Genomic DNA, 14,725 nt, shown 5'->3' with positions numbered 1-14,725 from the left:
AGCTAAACGGACGGGGGCGTCCGTTACGGTCCCACTTCGTCAGTTCCGGTCGAACAGAACATGGAGGCACCGATGAAGGCGGTAACGGTCCCAGCATTCGGAGGTCCCGAGGTCCTCACGGTGGTCGAACTTCCCGACCCGAAACCGGCCGTCGGACAGGTGGTGATCACGACCGAGGCGATCGGCGTCGGCGGGGTCGACACCCTTCTCCGAAGTGGCGCGCTGGCCGCCTACGGAGCCACGCCGGGTCGCGTTCTCGGCCAAGAGGTCGCCGGCACCGTGACCGAGGTCGGCGAGGATGTTCACACAGGGTGGATCGGTCAGCGTGTGTGGGCGTTCACCGGCGAGGGCGGCGGATACACCGAGCGCGCCGTCGCCTCGGCCGAAACGCTCGTCCCCCTCCCGCAGACCCTGTCGGCTGTCGACGCGGTCACACTCGGCAGCTCGGCCATGGTGGCCCACTTCGCTTTGCGCCATGCGCATTTCGCGCGCGGCGAGTCGGTGCTGGTGCGTGGCGCGGCCGGCGGAATCGGCGTGGTGGCGGTTCAGCTCGCGGCTGGTGGCGGGGCCGGTGCGATCGCGGTCACGACCTCCTCCCCGGAGCGCGGCGATCGCCTGCGCGAACTCGGCGCGACCCACGTGTTGGACCGGGCTGGCCGGGGCGCGGAGAACGCCCCGGCAGGCTACGACGTCATCATCGACATCGCCTCGGGCGCGGATCTACCGTCGTTCCTCGCCATGCTCGAGCCGAACGGTCGCATGGTGGCTGTCGGCGTGATGGCAGGCATGCCACCGGCGGATTTCGGTATGGAAATCGTCAAGGCGTTCAGGAAATCGACGTCGTTCGCGACCTTCAGTGCCGATACTGTGCCTACAGCCGACCGGCGGGCCGCGACCGCCGAACTCTTTGCCGCCTCGGTTCGCGGCGATCTGAAAGCAGTTGTGCACGAGATGCTTTCCCTGGAAGAAGCTGTGCTGGCCCACCAGAAAATCGAGAACGGCGAGGTATTCGGCAGAATCGTGCTCACGCCATCGGCGGGTTAGGGGCACCGATGAGACCGTTTGCTGCTCAGGCCATCCGGTAATACTGCGGTCCGTGCGGCGGCAACTGGCCGGCGCCGCAGCGCGGAAGATCAACGAGCCGTGGAACTCTTAACGGACGACCACGACCCCGCCTCTACGGTGGATCGATGGCATCGATCAAACAGATCCAAGTCACCTTCGACTGCGCAGAACCCGAGCGTCTCGCTGGCTTCTGGTCGGCGGTATTGGGTTACGAGCATCGGGGTTCGGCATGCGTCGATCCCTCCGGCGTGGGCCCTCGCCTGTACTTTCAGCGCGTTCCAGAAGGCAAGGTTGTCAAGAATCGGGTGCATCTCGACGTGCGGGTCGGTACCGGGCTCGTGGGGGAAGAGCGCGTGACGGCGCTCGAGACCGAATGCACGCGACTGGTCGCGCTCGGAGCGGTGCGTGTTCGGCTACTTCGTGCCGATGGTGTCAACGAGTCGTGCTTGGTGATGCAGGACATCGAGGGTAACGAGTTCTGCCTCGACTGAGTCGCCGCGGACGGACTCCAGGCTATTTCCGGCCCACGTCCAGAATCCGGCCGAGGCCTTCCAGTACGGCGCGGGCATTCGCGATACCGATGCGGGCGGCGATGGTAGGCGTGAGAAGCGCGCCGGGCTTGTCGACGAGTCCCATCACCCGGTACAGGGCGGTCGCGACCGCGGTGTCGCGTTCGGCGGCGATCAGCACCGGATCGAGCGCCGCGACGGCGACTCGGACCGGCAGCGAGGCACTGGCGCTGACGTGGGGCATGGCGCCGTCGGCGATCACGGTGAGTTGCCAGGCGTTGTCGATCTCGGGCGTGACCGCGCTGTAAAACCTTGCGGCAAGATCGTTTCCACCCCGAGCGAGGCACTCGCGCAGCACCGCCATCTGGATCGCGGCGACTGTCATGCCCTGGCCGTAGACGGGGCTGAAGCTGCACAGGCTGTCGCCGACCGCGAGCAGTCCGTCGGGGAAACGATCGAGCCGCTCATAGCGGCGGCGCAGGTTGGCCTTGTACCGGAAGGTCGCGATGTCGCCCACCAGTTCACCGTTCTTGATGGCATCGAGTACGTCGGGCGGGGCGATCATCGCGGCGAAGTCGAGGAATCCGGCCGCGTCCTTCGGTGGTTCCTCGCCGTCGTGGCCGATCAGGGTGAGGATGTGGCGGTTTCCTTCGACGGCGAACAGCGCGAGGGCGCGCGGGGGTAGGTCACGGACACCGATCGTGACCAGCTTGTCGTGGGGCAGCGCGTTCGGCGGCAGCTGGATGAGAGCGCTGCGGTAGATGATGTCGATGGTGGTGCCTTCTTCGACCGGGCGGTCGTAGCCGAGCTTGTCCAGCCATGCGGGGACGACGCTGGCACGGCCCATCGACGCTACGACCAGGTCCGCGTCGACGGTTTCGCGCGCACCGTCCGCACGGTCCAGAATCGCGATGCCGGTGATCCGAGTTCCGTCGGCGTCGACGACGGGCGCCCCGGCCTCGCACCTGTCGCGAATGGTGACGTTGGACAGCGCCTCGACTCGCCTGCGGAGCTGGTGCTCGAGGTGTGGGCGACTTGCCTGAAAAGCTTTGTGGCCGGTCGATACTCGCTTGAGGGTGCGGCCGGCCATGGTGAAGCGGACTTCGCGAAGCGCATCGCATTCGACCACGCCGCTCGTTCGCATGTCGTCGCCGAACCCCGGGAACAGTTCCTCGAGGATGTCCTTGCCCCGCGGCAGCAGCCCGTGCACGTGGCGCCCCTGCGGGACGCCTTTTCGCGCCTCGGAATCCGAGGGCAGGGCATCTCGCTCGATCACCGTCACTCTCGAGTAGGCCTCGCTGAGCACCCGAGCCGCGAGTAACCCGCCGATGCCCGCACCCAACACGACTGCGTGATCGCCGATTTTCGGCATGCCGTACCTCCGAACGTCGATGTTCCGAGTCCTGTGCACGGATCAATTCGCGGATCCATCACTGAGACTGATACCGAATGTAGTCTCAGTACTGACTCGACCGCAACCGGTCGTGCCGCCCCGGAGCGAGGAGCATGCAGAATGACCGGCATGACCAATGCGACACAGTCGTCCTCGTTGCTCGCGGACACCGCCTTGGCGATGATGGCCGAGACCGGCCTGGACGATCTGACGCTGACCGCGGTCGCTCGCCGGGCGGGCGTCTCGCGCGCTACCGCCTACCGCGAGTTCGGAGACAAGAACGGCCTCATCGCAGCCGTCAGCAAGATCGAGGTAGCCCGCATGATGAGCGCCGCCTACCAGGAGATCGACATCTTCACTCCGGTACGGCAGTTGGCGAAAGACGCTGTGGTCTTTGCCATCTGCTACCTGCGTCGACACCCGGTGATCTCCCGGCTGCGCGACCGTGAACCCGGATGGCTGATCAATGTCGCGATCGAGCACGAAGGGTCCGAGCTCAACCTGATCGAGACCGTCGGCGCCTTCATCGCGCCGCTACTGGCGGCTCGCGACGACAGCGCGTCGCTCATGGTCACCCCGGCGCAGGCCGCGGAGATCGCCGTTCGCACCGTGCTGTCGCATGTACTGATCAAGCGCAGCAGCCTCACCGACGAACAGGTCGGCGACGCGGTAGCCCGCGCCGTCAGTCGCTAGCGGATTCCACGCTGCGACGGATTGCGCCATCTGTATCAGCGAATGACGCTCGCCGGATGGAGTTCAGTGCCGGCAGAGCCATTCGGTGCCGTAGTGCCCGGCGTTGCCTCCGTCCAGGCGGACCCAGTGGCCGTCACCCTCGCAGGGTGCGCCTTCGACCTGTGCCGAGTTCTGCGGGGTGATCGAGGGAACGTCGACCGGTGCAGGGATTTCGGCGGGTGCTGTGGTGCCCGGGCCCGCACCATGGTCGGGGTTGGTGCAGATCGTTCCCTCGCACGGCACCCAGGTGCCGTCGCCGTTGGGGTTCTCAATCGCGTCGGGGCCGACATAACTGCCGAGCGGGCAGCCCGGATCTTGGCGCTTCGCGCAATATTCGGCGCCCAGGCTGTTGCCGGTGGAGCCGTCGGCGCCGCGCTCCCCCGGGCTGACAGTCGGCTGCGACGGGACCGAAGTCGCCGAGGCAGGCGTGGTCGATGAAGCGGTGGCCGCGGCCGTGCCGCTGGGCGCCGGCGAGGGCGTCGAGTCCGTCGAGCATCCAGCCGAACCCAGAACGAGGGCCATTCCGGCGAGAACTGTCAGCGCACGCTTCATCGAAGCTCCGTTTCAGAGGGTGTCCGGCGGCAGATATCCGGCAGTGGGGATGTGGTTTTGAAGGATTCGGTGCGGTCAGCGACAGACCGAATCGGAGATCGCTTGTGCCACCGGAAGCAACGGGCTGGTCTTTCCTCCGGTTACCTCGACGACGAAGGCCAGCGGGTACGCCACAACCGAGCACAAGGGCGAGGGCGGCGCGGGGGTGGCGTTCGAGACGCCGCTCGTCGCGACGGTGAGTGTGGCGATCGCGCCACCGACGAGGGCTGCACCCAACAGCTTCCGCATGATTGTCCGTCCTTCGCTGGTATCGAGACAGGTTGGAGCGCTGCCCGCCGATCATTAACCAATAGGTTGCCATTGCCAATATTTCGTCCAGTAGATTTCGAACATTCGCACTTGTCAAGCTGGCTCGCGTGGCGATCAACTCCCATTCAGCTGGTTTGCGTACAAGTTGCGCCCCGCTGGATATCCGGACCCAGGGAGCCCACGGTGGGCAGGTCGGCTCCGCATATATCGCTTGTGGCAAGGCGCGGGGGTGCCGCACAATGGGCGGCCGAGGCCAGGACCAGCGGAAATCCGGAATCAGACCATGCGCGCAGGCGTGGTGGCTGATGAGGGAACGCACCGGCGACTGGGTGGGCAAGACTTGGGCGAATGGGTGGTTCATGTTCGATGTGATCATTGCCGGGTGCGGACCGACCGGCGCGATGCTGGCCGCCGAACTACGGCTGCACGATGTGCGGGTACTCGTCGTGGAGAAGGAACCCGAGCCGGTGGCGTCGTACGTGCGCATCGTCAGTCTGCATATTCGCAGTCTCGAACTGATGGCGATGCGCGGACTGCTGGATCGCATTCTCGAACGCGGACGACAGCGTCCGGTGGGCGGAGTCTTCGCCGCCATCGCGACACCCACGCCCGAGGGCTTGGATTCCGCCTACGCCTATCAGCTGGGAATCCCGCAGCCGATCATCAACCATCTGCTCGAAGAACACGCGATCGAACTGGGTGCGCAGGTCCGGAGTGGTTGTGCGGTAGCCGGTTTCGCGCAGGATGACGAAAGTGTGACCGTCGAACTGGTCGGCGGGGAGCGGCTGCGGTCGCGGTATCTCGTCGGCTGCGACGGCGCGCGCAGTACGGTGCGCAAACTGCTCGGCGTCGGCTTCCCGGGCGAGCCCGCGCGGACCGAGACGCTGATGGGCGAGATGGAAGTGGGTGTGCCGTCTGAGGAGATCGCCGCCAAGGTGGCCGAAATCGGCGATACGAACAAACGATTCATTCTCCGGCCCTTCGGCGAAGGGATCTATAGCGTCGTGATCCCCGCTGCGGGAGTCAACGAGGATCGCACGGAACCGCCCACCCTCGAGGATTTCCGGCAGCAGTTGCGCGCCATCGCCGGAACCGATTTCGGCGTGCACTCCCCGCGGTGGCTGTCGCGCTTCGGCGATGCCACCCGACTGGCCGAGCGCTATCGGGTCGGCCGGGTGCTGCTGGCGGGCGATGCGGCGCATATCCATCCGCCCGCCGGCGGTCAGGGCCTCAACCTGGGTGTGCAAGACGCAGTCAACCTCGGCTGGAAACTGGCCGCACAGGTCCACGGCTGGGCGCCGGAAGGATTGCTGGATACCTACCAGAGCGAACGTCATCCGGTCGCCGCGGAGGTGCTGGACAACACCCGCGCCCAGGTAGCGCTGTCGTCCACCGAACCAGGTGCGCGGGCCGTACGCAGACTGCTCACCGAACTGATGGATATCGACGAGGTGAACCGCTACCTGGTCGCGAAGATCACCGCGATCGACATCCGCTACGACCTCGGCGCGGGGCCCGATCTGCTCGGCCGCCGCCTGCCAGACATCGATCTGAAGCAGGGCAGGCTGTACGACCGGCTACATCAGGGCCGTGGCCTGATGCTGGACCGCACCGAACGCCTGAACGTCAACGGCTGGTCGGACCGTGTCGATGCCATCACCGATCCCACTGTGCCACTGGATATCCCAGCTCTCCTGCTCCGCCCCGACGGCTACGTCGCCTGGATCGGCGAGCACCAGCACGACCTGAACGACCACCTCTGCCGTTGGTTCGGCAAGCCCACCGACTGATGCCACCCGGGCCGACGGGACGCGGTCAGCCGCGCTCGGCGCCGGGCGGCCACACCACATCGACTGGAACACCTCGCTCACGCGCCAGGGCGACGACTGTCCCGGTGCCGGCACGCTCGCCGACCTTGCCGTCCCACACTGCGATCATCCGGTCCGCCGCGCCGACGAGGACCTCGTTGGCGGCCTCGTAGGCTTCGCGACCCGCGGTGTCGAAGTCCATCACCCGAACCGTCGTGGCTCGCTCGATGAGCGTGTCGAACTGTTCCAGTGCGTCCGGTTTCACCTTCGCTGCTCGGTAATCGCGCGACGGCAGTACCACCTCGAGGTGGCCTCCCACGTCGAGGACTGCTTCGGCGAACACGCTGTCCGCGCCGCGGGCGAGGCACGAGATGCCGACCAGATTCGGGGTGTCGGCGATCAGATCGGCGATCGCCGCGCGAACGATCGGGACCGTGTCGGCGGTGATGTTCGTGTGCCCGGTGACGCTGATTCGCATGGCGCCATGATGCCGGACCCGATCACCCGCCAGACCCTCGATGTATTCGGCTCCCCATCGGTTCAATTCGGTGACGAAGCCGCGCAGCGCTTTCCCGGTGGTGGTGAGCGAATACTCCACGCGTGGTGGGACTTCAGCGAAGGCGTGCCTGTTCACGATGCCGTCTTGTTCCAACTCGCGTAGTTGGCGCGTGAGTACGCGCGGGGTCACCTCGCCGACCTTGCGGCGTAGTTCGCCGTAGCGCAGGGGCTCGTCGAGCAGGTATTTGACGATGGTCATCTTCCACGCGCCGCCGAGCACGGCGATGCTCACTTCGACAGGGCAACTCCGCATCGCTCGCACGATCGGGGCCCGGACTTCGTCCTCATCAGCCATACGCTCGATGGTATCCAACTCGTCCAAATGGACAATATTGTGCATACTGTCGATTTCGTTCAGTGGTTGATAGAACCGAGGGTAAGGACGTCGAGCAACGCGAAGGATTCCGGTGAGTATTTCCGAAGTCGATATCGAGCAGCGCCCGAACCGGCGAGTGCCCCGTATTCATCCCGCATGGACGATCGTGGCGGTGGCCGCCCTCGCGCTCGTCGCGGCGGGGAGTTTCGCCACGATCGCGGGCCTGATCACCGAACCGCTGGTCACGACGAAGGGGTGGACTCGCACCGGCATCGGTGCGGCCGTGGCGGTGAACATGGTGCTCTACGGGGTGGTCGGGCCGTTCGCGGCGGCCATGATGGACCGCTACGGCATCCGCCGCGTGACGTCGTACGCACTGCTCGCGCTGATCGTGAGTTCGGTTCTCACCGCGACGTTCACCCCGTCGGTGATCTGGTTCGTGCTGTGGTTCGGCTTCGCCATCGGCGTCGGGACCGGATCGATCACCACGGTGTTCGCCGCGACGGTGGCGAATCGGTGGTTCTACCGAAAGATCGGTCTGGCCACCGGAATACTCACCGCGGCAAGCGTATTCGGCCAGTTCGCGATGCTGCCGCTGCTGTCGGTACTGCTCGAACGCTCCGACTGGCGCGCACCCGTTCTCGCGTGCGGCGCCCTGGCGACGGTGGCCTTGCTCGGCGTCTTGTTCTTCCTCCGCGAGAGCCCCGCCGCGGTCGGCGTCGTCCGGTACGGCGCCGATCCCGACACCGAACCGGTCTGCACGGATCGCCAGGTCAACCCGTTCGCCCGCACGATCGCCGCCCTGCTCCGCGCCCTTGGCGATAGTCGATTCTGGGTCCTGGCCTCGATGTTCGCGCTGTGCGGGGCGACCACGAACGGCCTGATGTGGAGCCACTTCACCCCGGCCGCGCATGATCACGGCATGGCCGCCACCGCCGCGTCGGGCCTGCTGGCCATCATCGGCGTCGCCAATATTCTCGGCACCGTCTCCGCGGGGTGGCTCACCGACCGGATCGAACCGCGGCTGCTGCTCGCGGTGTTCTTCCTCGGCCGCGGCCTGTCCCTCGCCCTTCTTCCGGTGCTGTTCACCAGCGGATGGTCGCCGGACCTCGTCGTCTTCGCCGTGGTATTCGGCATTCTCGACGTCGCGACAGTGCCACCGACACTGACCCTGTGCCGCCACTACTTCGGCGCCGACAGCGCCCTGACCTTCGGCTGGATCAGCGTCTTCCACCAACTCGGTGCGGGCGCGATGGCCCTCACCGGCGGACTGATCCGCGATATCAACGGCTCCTACACTCCCCTCTGGATCACCGCTGCCCTCGCCTGCCTCACTGCGGCCGGCCTCGGAACCGCCGGCTCCCGTCTCCGATAAGTCCCGAGGTCCATCAGGTTCACCAGCCCCTCACTGGGCGAATACTCAGTAACATAGGCCACATGTAGTCGACTACTACGCTATTCATGGCCAATAATTGGGCTCTTCACGCAAGAATATGCATTAACTTATTGGGGCTTACGTCGAAGTCGGCGTGTGCCGAGGAGGCCATGATGTCCGCAACCTTCGTCGATGTCGCCCGAACGCCGTCGGCGCGTGCGATGTGGGCGGCAAGCGCCACGATCACCGAGTGGCCGAGATGACCGGCGACGGCGTTGCGACGGTGGTCGCTGATCTGACCAAGAAGACCGAGTTGCTGGTGCGACAGCTGATCTTGCCGGTCGAGGAGCAACACGGCGGGAATGCGCACGACCTACCCGGCGACGTGCGGCGCGCGTTGCAGACTGCGGCGAGAACGGCGGGAGTCTTCGCGCCTCAAGTGGGTGCGGCGTTCGGTGGCCTCGGACTGAACATGCGTGATCGCGCGCCCGTCTTCGAGGCTTCCGGGTATTCGCTGTTCGGCCCTATCGCACAGAACTGCGCGGCACCCGACGAGGGCAATATGCACCTGTTGGAACGCTTGGCGTCGCCGGCTCAACAGGACCGATACCTGCGACCCTTGGCAACCGGCCGAATCCGGTCGTGTTTCGCGATGACAGAGCCGGTGCCCGGCAATGGGTTCGACCCGTCCACCCTGAGCACGACTGCCGAAAAGACCAGGTACGGCTGGGTGATCAACGGCCGGAAATGGTTCGTCACCGGCGCCGACGGCGCCGCGTTCGCCATCGTGGTGGCACGCACGAGCGGCGAGCCGGATTCCCGGGGCGGAGCGACGATGTTCCTCGTCGACGCGGGCGCACCCGGTTTACGGGTGCAGCATGATCGGGCGACCGTGTTCGCGCGGGAGTCGGAGTTGATCTTCGAGAACCTCGAGGTGAGCGACGACATGATCCTTGGCGAGGTGGACCGCGGATTCGACTACGCCCAGACCAGACTGTGGAACACCAGGCTGACCAACTGCATGCGCTGGCTCGGATCAGCGCGGCGCGCTGCTGACATCGCGGTGGCGCGCGCCGCGACCCAGTCGTCGTCCGGGGGCAGGCTGGGCGATCTCGGCATGGTCCAGCAGTTGATCGCCGACAACGAGATCGATATCGCGGCGTCCCGGGGACTGGTGGACCGGGCGTGCCTGTTGCTCGATGCGGGCGAGCCGTCGGCGCAGGCGACCTCGATCGCGAAGACATTCGTTGCCGAGGCGGTGGGACGGGTGGTCGATCGGTCGCTGCAGATCTGCAGTGCGCCAGGTAATTTCGAGGACGCTCCCCTGTCGTGGCTGTACCGCGAGGTTCGGCTGTACCGCATAGACGACGGCCCCTTGGAGACTCTACGGTGGGCGATCGCACGTCGAGCGCTTCGCGCAGCCGACGGACGGACCTCATGAGCACCATCCCAGTCGGCCGGGCGAGGGGAATTCCCAGATTTCGAGATCTTCCTCCCATGCGCTAAGTTACTATCAATTCCAGCGCGAAACAGCTAGAGTATCTAGCACAATATGGCCTATATCACTACCTATGTGACACTGATGCCACATGAGAACCGGGTTAAGTAATGGATCATTTCACCATACTCGGTGCCGAAGCGGGAGGTCACACGATGTCGGCAGTCGAGCTATGCCCGCTATCCCCGAAGGCCTACCGCGCGCACGGGCGCCCCGGCACGATTGTCGACAGTAAAGGCTGATGCCACTGTCTCGATCGCCTCGCCCCGAGGAACCCGACACTCACCTGCGAGTGATCAGTGCCGACCTGGTGGTGGATTTCTGCGGTTGCCGCACCGCTGTGCGGAACTACCTGCGCGACAGGCTATCCCATCCGCATCCCTCCATCGTCGCCATAGAGATCAGCGATGGGTTTCTCCCGAACCGTCGAATGCCCTGCGAGGCGCTGTGGCTGGACCCGTGATCGAGTCCCGATGAGCTCTCGCCAGCGGTCGGCCCCTCATGAACCTGCTCGCCACCATCGCTCACGACACCTCCGGGCAACGCGCCGTCGTGATGGTCACCCACGGCCAGCAGGCCGCTGAACGCACCGATCGGATCATCACGTTGCGCGACGGCGCATACACAGCAACGAAGCCTGCGCTCGACCGAGCGCACCTGTCGAGCGCCTATTGCTTCTTTGTCGATCAAACTCCGAATACTGGGCCATACGCCGAGGCATTTTGATAGCTTCGTGGCAGTACATCTATCACAGCGGTCTGCATGTCATCCGGCCCTCGCGCTGATCGTGTGCGATCCCGGCCGCGGCGAGATCCGCATCCGGCCGCCACCACCTGGAACACGCCGATCTCCGGAGACAGAAGGAAGACGATGACCACCACCACTCACCGAAATGCTGGATCCGGCAACGAATCCGAACCTCGCAGCGTGCGAGTCGCCATCGATCCCGCGGACCCGATCGAGCTGGTCGCCATCGATTCGATGACCGCCGAGATGGTCGGCCACTGGACCTACCTCATGGTCGAGGGCGCCGCCTTCGCCATGCAGGGTCTGCACCCGACCATCCGCGATGTCGTCGACAAGTACTCGGTCTCGCGTACCGATCCGGCGGGACGCGCCATTCGGTCGGTCGACTCGGTGCTGCGCTGGACCTACGGCGGGGCCGAAGCGATCAAGGAAGGCCAACGCCTGCGCTCGCTGCACGAACCGTTGCGGATGAAGAACGCGGACGGAAAATCCATCAGCGCCCTGAATCCTGATGCCTACCAATGGGTTATCGCCACCGCCTACGTCACCACCGCCAAGGCTGGACCGCTACTGATCGGGCGCGAGTTCACCGCTGCGGAATTGGACGAGTTGCTGGCCGACAATCTCCGCATCGCGCGGATATTGCAGGTGCCCATGAAGGGTTACCCGCAGACCAGAGCCGAGTTCGACACCTATTACGAGCACATGGTCCGCGACGTACTGTGCGCCACCGACGATGTGCGCGAGGAGTTCCGGCAGCTGCGCGACGGCGAGATCGACCAGTTGGCGAAGATGCCGTTTCCGGCGGATCGGGTGTTGCGCTTGGCGATGCTGCCCATGCTGCGATTCAACTACCTGTCCATCGTCGGCCTCTTGGACCCGCGGCTGCGAGCCATGATCGGCGTCGAATGGAGCCGCGCCGAACAACGCAGCCTGGAGCGGATTTACACGGTGATCCGGTTCGCTTACCGCGTACTGCCGGAACGGTTGACCTATTTTCCGATCGCCTACCATGCGCGCAAGCACCACCAGTCCATCCAGCGGATGAAGAAGCGGGAGCTCAAATCGGCCGCCTACAAAGTGCGCCCGAAGCAGTAGCCCGCCCCACCTGCACGCTATCGAATGGCGTGTGGGAACAGCAGCGGAGCAAGGTACTGCCGGGCGAAATCGCGTGCGGCATCGGCGTCATGGAGCGGAAGTACCCCACCCGGATTCGAGATGAAGGACATGGTCAGTCTGACGAACAGCTCGGCCACGACGTCGGGATCGAAGTCGCCGAGCTCGCCGCGTTGCTGCCAGTAGGCGATGAACCGGGCGACACCGATGCGCCCGTGATCGACGAATTCGTCACCGGTCACGAAATCGGCCATCTGTTCGGCGGCGGCCGAGGTGCGCAGATTTCGCGTCAGCAGCCGTGGCGCGGAAGCTTCACTGACGAAGGCCGAGAACATCTCCGCGAGCGCACCGACCGGGCCCGCCGATGTCCGCATGGCCTCGTAGATGATGTCGCCGACCCGTTCGGCCTCGGCCATCAGCGCGTACCGGACGATCGCCGACTTGGTTCCGAACCTGCGATAGACCGTCGCGACGCCCACTTCGGCGCCGTCGGCGATGTGCACCATGGTCGTATCTTCGAAACCGACCTGTACGAAGGACTCGCGAGCGGCGTCGACGATGCGCCGGGATTTGGCGTCCAGTCGACTCAGCTCGGCCCAGGATTCGGGCAAGGGCGCTGGATGGTCGTTCACCGCTGACACCCTACCGGCTGATTCGGCCATCTCGAGTGGAGCGCGGCCGCCCGCGGGGGCGGGGACGCGACTGCGCGCCACTGCCGATATCCGAGACCGAATGATAGTCTGATGTCAGTACTACTATCACAAAGAGGTGGAGAAGTGACTCGGGACGCCAAGATTCGAGAGGTACTGGACTCTCAACAATTCCCAGCCACACAGACCTCGATCCGACCCGAGGTGATGACCGAGTTCCGCAAACACACCGCCAGCGCCCTGTCCGCCGTCTTCGCGGGTGCGGCGTTCGATCAGGTAGCCCTGGTGCCCGTTGCGGCCGCGGTGGATCGAACCGGCAGATTCGCCGACAACTTCGCCAATCGTGTTGTGCGCAGTGGGTTCTCGTCATTGCTGGCCTTCTGGGGCGACCCGGTCGATCGAGCCGCCGAGGCCGACTGGCTCAAGACGAGACACCGCGACGTCCACGGCAACGGCACGGGTGACTATTCCGAGATCCGTTACAGCGCACTGAATCCTGATGCCTGGGTGTGGGTCGGCCTCAGTGGCGTCTACCTCGCGTTGCGAACCTTCACCTACTGCACCGGCACCGTGCTGCGACCCGCGGAACAAGAAGCGGCCTATCAACTGCTGCGAGAATCGTTCTCCGGCCTGGAACTGCGCGCCGAAGCCGGGAAATTGCCCGCGACGCTGGCGGAGGCGACCGCCTATTACGACCGGATGGTCGAGACCGAATTACAGTCCAGCCCCTTCCTGGTGGAACAGTTCGCCGCGCTCACGAGACTGCCGCTGCCGACGATCGGAATGTCGGCGCCCGCGCGAGCAGCGCTGTCGCCGTTGTGGTTGCTCATTCGCCCGATCGTGGGTCACGTCATTCAAGTCTGCTCGTCCAAGGCGATGGTTCCGGAAATGCAGGCACTCACCGGTTTCCGGCTGCGCCCGCGCCACGATGTGGAATTCGCCGTCTACACCGCGGTGTTGCAGACGGCGTGGCGACTTCTGCCGGATCGAGTGTTGCTGGCGCCACTCGCGTACAACCGACTCCAGTACGAGAAGCTCGTGCATGTGCATCGCAAGTACGCGCTGCACACTTTCTCGCCGCCCACCGAGCGCAGCGGCGGTTGCCCGATCTGACACCCGCTGACCACTATCGGTGGCCGTGTTCCGACAGGTCAGGATGTTCCGGCGATGGCATCGCGCACCACAGCGGCGACACGGTCGGGCCTCGAGACCGGGGAGGCGTGGGAGGAGTCGACCTCTGCTGTACGTCCGGGCGCGGCACGCCCCGCCATCATTCGCTGTAGCGCGGGCGGGATCACTCGGTCCTGGGTCGAGACGAGATACCAGCTCGGAGTCTGCGTCCAGGACGGCGGACCGCTGGGTTCGAGATCAGCTTGCAGCGCAGCCGTTTTCTGGTGGGTGTACATGTCGGCGGCGACCGCCGGCGTCACGTCCTGGGCGAAGACCTGATGAAAGAAGACCTCCGGAATGAACCCGTCGATGCCGATGCCGATCGGGCTGGTCGAATCCACGACCGGAGTGACCAGCACGGCGGGCGGCAGCAGCAGACTGCCCGGGTACATGAACGGATTCAGCAGCAGCTGCAAGATTTCGCCCTCGGCGGGCGCGAACGCGGAGACGAAGACGTTCGCCGTCACATCGGGGTCGTGGACGTTGCTGATGACCGACCCCCCATAGGAGTGACCGACCAGCACGATCGGGCCGTCGATGGTCGCGAGGAATGTGGTGAGCGCGGCCGCGTCCGCGGACACGCTGCGCAACGGATTGTCGAATGTGCGCACCGGGATTCCTTGCGCGCTGAGCTCTTCGACCACCTTCACCCAGCTACTGGAGTCGGCGAAGGCCCCGTGCACGAGCACTACCGTCGGCGTTGCCGGGGGCGCGGCACCAACCGGCGCGGCGGCCATTGCGGTGAGGGCCAGAAAGGCTGTCGCGGTGGCGAAAAGCCGCCGACGGTACGTTGATCGGGAATTCACGAATCCTCCAGGGCAGACAAGCTTATCGGCATGGAAATGGCGCGGGCGAGGCTGAGCCGTGTGCCACGGGAGCTGAATCCATCGCGTGACAAGGCGAAATGGACGACCTGACCATTGGAAT

At 65.2% G+C, this 14,725-nt stretch carries 16 protein-coding genes; 10 read left to right on the top strand and 6 right to left on the bottom strand.

Annotation, left to right across the window (positions count from 1 at the left end):
• The first annotated feature begins 60 nt into the window (after positions 1-60).
• Complete coding sequence (locus QX204_RS11520) at positions 61-1,044, top strand: zinc-binding dehydrogenase (protein WP_367620177.1); 984 nt, start codon at positions 61-63, stop codon at positions 1,042-1,044.
• A gap of 146 nt (positions 1,045-1,190) precedes the next feature.
• Entirely contained in the window at positions 1,191-1,556 is a 366-nt protein-coding gene (locus QX204_RS11515) for a VOC family protein (RefSeq protein WP_301906674.1), read from the top strand.
• A gap of 22 nt (positions 1,557-1,578) precedes the next feature.
• Here QX204_RS11515 and QX204_RS11510 read toward each other — a convergent pair whose 3' ends face one another.
• A complete protein-coding gene (locus QX204_RS11510) occupies positions 1,579-2,946 on the bottom strand; it encodes an FAD-dependent oxidoreductase (protein ID WP_301906672.1) in 1,368 nt (455 codons plus the stop codon).
• Between the two features lie 150 nt (positions 2,947-3,096).
• Here QX204_RS11510 and QX204_RS11505 point away from each other — a divergent pair, with 150 nt between their 5' ends.
• Positions 3,097-3,660, top strand: coding sequence for a TetR/AcrR family transcriptional regulator (locus QX204_RS11505; RefSeq protein WP_301906671.1), 564 nt, complete (start codon positions 3,097-3,099; stop codon positions 3,658-3,660).
• A gap of 63 nt (positions 3,661-3,723) precedes the next feature.
• Here QX204_RS11505 and QX204_RS11500 read toward each other — a convergent pair whose 3' ends face one another.
• Both QX204_RS11500 and QX204_RS11495 read right to left on the bottom strand, forming a co-directional pair.
• The gene (locus QX204_RS11500) at positions 3,724-4,251 is read right to left on the bottom strand and encodes a hypothetical protein (protein ID WP_301906669.1); all 528 of its coding nucleotides are present in this window, start codon (positions 4,249-4,251) and stop codon (positions 3,724-3,726) included.
• Between the two features lie 75 nt (positions 4,252-4,326).
• Complete coding sequence (locus QX204_RS11495) at positions 4,327-4,539, bottom strand: hypothetical protein (protein ID WP_301906668.1); 213 nt, start codon at positions 4,537-4,539, stop codon at positions 4,327-4,329.
• A gap of 380 nt (positions 4,540-4,919) precedes the next feature.
• On the opposite strand from QX204_RS11495, the gene QX204_RS11490 reads away from it, so the two are divergent.
• Positions 4,920-6,350, top strand: coding sequence for an FAD-dependent monooxygenase (locus QX204_RS11490; RefSeq protein WP_301907971.1), 1,431 nt, complete (start codon positions 4,920-4,922; stop codon positions 6,348-6,350).
• A 25-nt stretch (positions 6,351-6,375) separates the two neighbouring features.
• Here the strand turns inward: QX204_RS11490 and QX204_RS11485 are convergent, their stop codons facing one another.
• Positions 6,376-7,221 carry a winged helix-turn-helix transcriptional regulator gene (locus QX204_RS11485; RefSeq protein ID WP_301906667.1) on the bottom strand — a complete coding sequence of 282 codons (846 nt, stop codon included), beginning with the start codon at positions 7,219-7,221 and terminating at the stop codon, positions 6,376-6,378.
• Between the two features lie 112 nt (positions 7,222-7,333).
• Here QX204_RS11485 and QX204_RS11480 point away from each other — a divergent pair, with 112 nt between their 5' ends.
• The 5 genes from QX204_RS11480 (at position 7,334) to QX204_RS11460 (ending at position 11,960) form a co-directional block, all read left to right on the top strand.
• The gene (locus tag QX204_RS11480) at positions 7,334-8,617 is read left to right on the top strand and encodes an MFS transporter (RefSeq protein ID WP_301906666.1); all 1,284 of its coding nucleotides are present in this window, start codon (positions 7,334-7,336) and stop codon (positions 8,615-8,617) included.
• Positions 8,618-8,876: 259 nt separating this feature from the next.
• The gene (locus QX204_RS11475) at positions 8,877-10,058 is read left to right on the top strand and encodes an acyl-CoA dehydrogenase family protein (protein ID WP_301907970.1); all 1,182 of its coding nucleotides are present in this window, start codon (positions 8,877-8,879) and stop codon (positions 10,056-10,058) included.
• Between the two features lie 349 nt (positions 10,059-10,407).
• Positions 10,408-10,578, top strand: a complete 171-nt coding sequence (locus QX204_RS11470) for a hypothetical protein (protein WP_301906665.1) — start codon at positions 10,408-10,410, stop codon at positions 10,576-10,578.
• Between the two features lie 38 nt (positions 10,579-10,616).
• Positions 10,617-10,841 (top strand): hypothetical protein, encoded by a 225-nt coding sequence (locus tag QX204_RS11465; RefSeq protein ID WP_301906664.1) that lies wholly within the window; start codon positions 10,617-10,619, stop codon positions 10,839-10,841.
• A gap of 144 nt (positions 10,842-10,985) precedes the next feature.
• The gene (locus QX204_RS11460) at positions 10,986-11,960 is read left to right on the top strand and encodes an oxygenase MpaB family protein (RefSeq protein ID WP_301906663.1); all 975 of its coding nucleotides are present in this window, start codon (positions 10,986-10,988) and stop codon (positions 11,958-11,960) included.
• 17 nt (positions 11,961-11,977) lie between these two features.
• Here QX204_RS11460 and QX204_RS11455 read toward each other — a convergent pair whose 3' ends face one another.
• Entirely contained in the window at positions 11,978-12,610 is a 633-nt protein-coding gene (locus QX204_RS11455) for a TetR/AcrR family transcriptional regulator (protein WP_301906662.1), read from the bottom strand.
• Between the two features lie 225 nt (positions 12,611-12,835).
• Between QX204_RS11455 and QX204_RS11450 the strand changes: the two genes are divergently transcribed.
• Positions 12,836-13,741, top strand: coding sequence for an oxygenase MpaB family protein (locus tag QX204_RS11450; protein ID WP_301906661.1), 906 nt, complete (start codon positions 12,836-12,838; stop codon positions 13,739-13,741).
• A 38-nt stretch (positions 13,742-13,779) separates the two neighbouring features.
• On the opposite strand, the gene QX204_RS11445 is transcribed toward QX204_RS11450, so the two are convergent.
• On the bottom strand, positions 13,780-14,535 hold the full coding sequence (locus QX204_RS11445; protein ID WP_301907969.1) for an alpha/beta fold hydrolase: 756 nt from the start codon (positions 14,533-14,535) through the stop codon (positions 13,780-13,782).
• Positions 14,536-14,725 lie beyond the last annotated feature (190 nt).

The organism is Nocardia sp. PE-7, assembly GCF_030486425.1.
Lineage (GTDB): Bacteria > Actinomycetota > Actinomycetes > Mycobacteriales > Mycobacteriaceae > Nocardia > Nocardia salmonicida_A.
The sequence above is the reverse complement of the archived record's forward strand: the minus strand, read 5'-3'. Positions and strand labels throughout refer to the sequence as shown.

What these genes read in the sequence shown, in the direction of transcription:
- QX204_RS11485 (WP_301906667.1), bottom strand. Translation starts at nt 7,221, where the DNA reads ATGGCTGATGAGGACGAAGTCCGGGCCCCGATCGTGCGAGCGATGCGG.
- QX204_RS11500 (WP_301906669.1), bottom strand. Translation starts at nt 4,251, where the DNA reads ATGAAGCGTGCGCTGACAGTTCTCGCCGGAATGGCCCTCGTTCTGGGT.
- QX204_RS11490 (WP_301907971.1), top strand. Translation starts at nt 4,920, where the DNA reads ATGTTCGATGTGATCATTGCCGGGTGCGGACCGACCGGCGCGATGCTG.
- QX204_RS11445 (WP_301907969.1), bottom strand. Translation starts at nt 14,535, where the DNA reads ATGGCCGCCGCGCCGGTTGGTGCCGCGCCCCCGGCAACGCCGACGGTA.
- QX204_RS11495 (WP_301906668.1), bottom strand. Translation starts at nt 4,539, where the DNA reads ATGCGGAAGCTGTTGGGTGCAGCCCTCGTCGGTGGCGCGATCGCCACA.
- QX204_RS11515 (WP_301906674.1), top strand. Translation starts at nt 1,191, where the DNA reads ATGGCATCGATCAAACAGATCCAAGTCACCTTCGACTGCGCAGAACCC.
- QX204_RS11465 (WP_301906664.1), top strand. Translation starts at nt 10,617, where the DNA reads ATGAACCTGCTCGCCACCATCGCTCACGACACCTCCGGGCAACGCGCC.
- QX204_RS11520 (WP_367620177.1), top strand. Translation starts at nt 61, where the DNA reads ATGGAGGCACCGATGAAGGCGGTAACGGTCCCAGCATTCGGAGGTCCC.
- QX204_RS11510 (WP_301906672.1), bottom strand. Translation starts at nt 2,946, where the DNA reads ATGCCGAAAATCGGCGATCACGCAGTCGTGTTGGGTGCGGGCATCGGC.
- QX204_RS11450 (WP_301906661.1), top strand. Translation starts at nt 12,836, where the DNA reads ATGACCGAGTTCCGCAAACACACCGCCAGCGCCCTGTCCGCCGTCTTC.
- QX204_RS11460 (WP_301906663.1), top strand. Translation starts at nt 10,986, where the DNA reads ATGACCACCACCACTCACCGAAATGCTGGATCCGGCAACGAATCCGAA.
- QX204_RS11475 (WP_301907970.1), top strand. Translation starts at nt 8,877, where the DNA reads ATGACCGGCGACGGCGTTGCGACGGTGGTCGCTGATCTGACCAAGAAG.
- QX204_RS11505 (WP_301906671.1), top strand. Translation starts at nt 3,097, where the DNA reads ATGACCAATGCGACACAGTCGTCCTCGTTGCTCGCGGACACCGCCTTG.